The organism is Leptolyngbya sp. FACHB-711, assembly GCF_014695615.1.
Classification (GTDB): Bacteria; Cyanobacteriota; Cyanobacteriia; order Elainellales; family Elainellaceae; genus Leptolyngbya_A.
In genome coordinates, this window is the sequence record NZ_JACJOR010000395.1 from 1 (window position 1) to 3,583 (window position 3,583).

Here is a 3,583-nt window from a genome sequence, read left to right on the forward strand (position 1 = left end):
GAAATAAATAAAGAACCAGTAGCCCGCTCTATTGGGATTTGGAGGCGACAAAAATCAGGCTAGATAAAGTGCGCCGTCAATTCCAATGCTAAATAGAATCAGTGAACGAGATAGCTTATTTAGCATTGGCTTGCAAGAGAAATCTTAACAATAAATACTCGTAATTCTACGGAAATTATTTAAAGAGGCTTTATCTTTTCAGCATTTATCCCGTAACCTTCACAGCATCAAATTCCTATCTTGATAAACATACGCTAACTGACAACTTTTCAAACAACCGTTGCAGAACAGCGATACCGTTACACGATCGTTTTACAACCCTACAACCGATAAAGGTGGATTGCTATGGCAGTTGAAAAAGTGAATTCCTCGTCTAGCTTGGCTGAAGTCGTCGATCGCATTCTCGACAAAGGCATTGTTGTCGATGCCTGGGTGCGGGTTTCGCTAGTCGGCATTGAACTGCTGGCAATTGAAGCGCGTGTCGTCATTGCCTCGGTGGAAACCTATCTGAAGTATGCAGAAGCTGTGGGTCTCACCGCTCAAGCTGCGGTTCCTTCTGCCTAACCGCTGTCTCATCAACAGGCGGATCATCGAGCTGGACTGAGTGAGACAGGAATCGCTCTGCTTGCTCAGTCTTGCCCCCGCATCTCACATTCCTAGCTCGTACTTCCTACAGGAGGATTTCGTGACTTCCCTCAAAGAAATCTGGCAAGCGCAACGCCAGCAACGTCAGCAGGAAACGCTACATCGACAGCAGCAGGTTCGCACTACGCTGGCGCAGTTTTCCCAGCAACGGCAGCGGCAGGCAGACCAGCTTCGGGAAGAGCTTCGAGCATTTCAGCAGCAGCTTCAGCAGGACACCCAGGTATTGATTGCTGAGCAATCTGCCGATCGCACCACCATGTCCCAAGAGCTTTTTCAAACCCTGGACGAGTTTCAGCAGCAGCTTAGTGCCACTGTTGCCGTTATGCAGCAGCAGGTAAGCAACCGAATGCAGGTAATCCAGGCAGAAACCACCGCCATTCGATTAGACACGCAGCAACTTTTGCAAACCCACCAGCAGCAGCGTTGCCAAAACCAGCTTCAGGTAATGCAAAATCTGGCAGAGTTTGTGGAACGAATGCGAGGCGAGGTCGAAGCAGACCTAAGTGAACTGGAAGCAATGCGGCACGATCGCGCCTATCAGCTTCAGCAAAGTCTGAGACAAAGCCACGAGCAGCGCAAAGCGGACATGAAGCGGTTGTTTGACCAGCTTGCCGCCTTTCGGTCTGAACTGACTGCTTATTGTGCCGAGATTCGTCAGCAGGTTTGGGGCAGCTCTCAACCAGCAAGCATTTCTCAGCCCACTCCGCCGCAGCTCAAAACGCAATTTGCTTCACGACCCGCAGGACAAACTTCAGGACAACTTCCAGAACGATCGGCAACACGACCCTCAGCACGACCTCCAGCACGATTAGTCGCACGAGTACGATCGCCACAGCCTGACAAATCAAAGGCTATTCCAGGCAGTTCTCCGCGTAAGGCAACTTCTGTAACCCAGACTAAACCACCGATCGCAAAACCGAATCTGACCCAGCTCGAACAAACCATCTTCAATCATTTAACGCGAGTTCAGCAGACGACCCTGGCAGAGGTTGAATCTACTTTTGCCCTGAATCGTTTTGCCGCTGTTGATGCGCTTCGATCGCTCATCAAAAAGGGCTGCATTGTTCAGCGCGACCATGTTTATCGCATTCAGCAGTAAGTTCGAACTCCATTCAAGCTTCAGTTCAAGTCCCACTTCAAGCCCCACTTCAAAATTCATTCAAGTGCATGCCAATGGAAACTAAGCCCGTGCCCACCATCCTTCGTGCTAGCCCCCGCCGCTTTGTCAGCACCCCCGCCGTAGAGCGCGTAGCAATGCGAGCACTGCGCTATCTTCAGTCGGGCTTTTCAGTGCATCTGCGCGGACCTGCCGGAACCGGAAAGACTACCCTCGCCCTGCATCTGGCTGACCTGCTAGCCCGTCCAATGATGCTAGTCTTTGGCGATGACGAGTTCAAAACCTCAGATCTAATCGGCAATCAGTCGGGTTACACGCGCAAAAAGGTGGTGGATAACTTTATTCACAGCGTGGTCAAGGTCGAAGACGAACTGCGGCAAAACTGGGTCGATTCACGGCTGACGATGGCTTGCCGAGAAGGATTTACGCTGGTGTACGACGAGTTCAATCGCTCTCGTCCCGAAGTGAACAACGTGCTGCTGTCTGCCCTGGAGGAAAAACTGTTGGTGCTGCCGCCCTTGCACGGTCGCAGCGACTATATTCGGGTGCATCCTGATTTTCGTGCCATTTTTACCTCGAATCCTGAGGAATACTGCGGGGTGCATGCGACACAGGATGCGCTGCTCGATCGCCTCATCACGATCAATATGCCGGAGCCAGATGAGTTAACGCAGCAGGAAATTGTGGTTCAGAAAACTCAGATTGACCGCGATAGTGCCACGCTGATTGTGCAGCTCGTGAAGGCATTCCGCAAGAAAACCGGAGCCGAGAAGTCTTCAGGACTGCGATCGGGCTTAATTCTGGCAAAGGTCTGTCAAGAACACAGTATTCTTGTTATCCCGGAAAATCCTGACTTCCGCGATATCTGTGAGGATGTTTTGCTATCGCGAACAGGACTGCCCCTGGAAGAAGCCAGCCAGCTTTTGTGGGAAGTGTTTAATGAGCAAATTGTCGCTTTTGCGATGCAGCAACAGGTGGCAAGCTTTGTACCCCAGGCGCGCGTTATTCCAAGACTGCAAAAGGCACAGGTTCCTGTCACTGCAGTGAAGTCGCTCGAAGACCTGGAGCTAGACACCGAATTAGAAACGTTGAGTGAACTAATCCAAGCACCCGCGCTGAAATCTCCTGATCTTGACTTTACTGATCTGGAAGCTCAGCCTCTAGACACGGAGCTGGAATTCCTGCGCGGGGAACCGATCGATCAAGAGCCGGAGCAAGAAGCTGCTCTAGAAGCACCTGCGCTAAATGCACCACCGCATCCGATGCAGGAATCGCTTATCAAGCTGCTGGAGATGTCTGAGTTGTCAGAGGATGATTTGCCATGACGCTAACCGACTCTCGATCGCCACACAGCAACGTTCCTTCAGGCGGAATCACCCCCACGAATCGCTCGTTTCAGAGTGCTACATCCGGCTCCAGTTTGGCAGATGTGCTGGAGCGGGTCTTAGATAAAGGGGTTGTGATTGCCGGAGACATTACTGTTTCCGTCGGTGCGACAGAACTGCTGAGCATCCGCATCCGCCTGCTCATTTCATCGATTGATAAGGCAAAAGAGATCGGCATTAACTGGTGGGAAAATAACTCGTTTCTCAGTGCCCAATCTCACTCCTTGCTGGAGGCAAATCAGCAGCTTCAAGTACGAATCGATAGTCTGGAACAAGAACTGCGATCGCTCAAAGCTGCACAATCCTAAGCGGTGATCTGAACGGTAGCAGATGTCCTGCATCGCCCCTTAAATCCCCCAGCTTTGGGAAACTTTAGGCAACTTTGAGAACCCTAAAGTGCCTGCCGCCTGCCCCCCTCATCGCACTACCATGCCCC

General features: G+C 51.4%; 4 protein-coding genes. All 4 read left to right on the forward strand.

Annotation, left to right across the window (positions count from 1 at the left end; all coding sequences use genetic code 11):
• Window positions 1–345 precede the first annotated feature (345 nt).
• Window positions 346–564, forward strand: coding sequence for a gas vesicle structural protein GvpA (gene gvpA, locus H6F80_RS16700; RefSeq protein ID WP_190503885.1), 219 nt, complete (start codon window positions 346–348; stop codon window positions 562–564).
• A 121-nt stretch (window positions 565–685) separates the two neighbouring features.
• On the forward strand, window positions 686–1,744 hold the full coding sequence (locus H6F80_RS16705) for a hypothetical protein (protein ID WP_190792658.1): 1,059 nt from the start codon (window positions 686–688) through the stop codon (window positions 1,742–1,744).
• An 89-nt stretch (window positions 1,745–1,833) separates the two neighbouring features.
• Entirely contained in the window at window positions 1,834–3,087 is a 1,254-nt protein-coding gene (gene gvpN, locus H6F80_RS29200; protein WP_347277889.1) for a gas vesicle protein GvpN, read from the forward strand.
• On the forward strand, window positions 3,084–3,455 hold the full coding sequence (locus tag H6F80_RS16715; protein WP_190792659.1) for a gas vesicle protein: 372 nt from the start codon (window positions 3,084–3,086) through the stop codon (window positions 3,453–3,455). Before gvpN ends, H6F80_RS16715 begins: the two co-directional genes overlap by 4 nt.
• Window positions 3,456–3,583 lie beyond the last annotated feature (128 nt).